The sequence below is a fragment of the Pseudomonas sp. EA_5y_Pfl2_R50 genome (genome assembly GCF_963970475.1).
Classification (GTDB): domain Bacteria; phylum Pseudomonadota; class Gammaproteobacteria; order Pseudomonadales; family Pseudomonadaceae; genus Aquipseudomonas.
In genome coordinates, this window is sequence record NZ_CAXAPT010000266.1 from 1 (window position 1) to 218 (window position 218).

Consider the following 218-nt stretch of genomic DNA (forward strand, 5'->3'; position numbering starts at 1 on the left):
GAACTCACCGACTACAGCGGCGACATCGTCTGGTCGGCGCAATACGACGCCTACGGCAAAGTCGCCGCGATCACCCTCGCCGGCGAGGACTACCTGGACCAGCCGCTGCGCTTTCAGGGGCAGTATTTCGACGGCGAAAGCGGGCTGCACTACAACCGGCACCGTTATTACGACCCGCGGCTGGGAAGGTATCTGACACCCGATCCGATCAAGTTGGC

The 218-nt window shown here is 62.4% G+C and carries 1 protein-coding gene; it reads left to right on the forward strand.

Features of this window, described 5'->3' with window-relative positions:
* A partial coding sequence (locus tag AACY19_RS27755) for an RHS repeat-associated core domain-containing protein (RefSeq protein WP_339454686.1) occupies positions 1-218 on the forward strand: 218 nt, incomplete at both ends.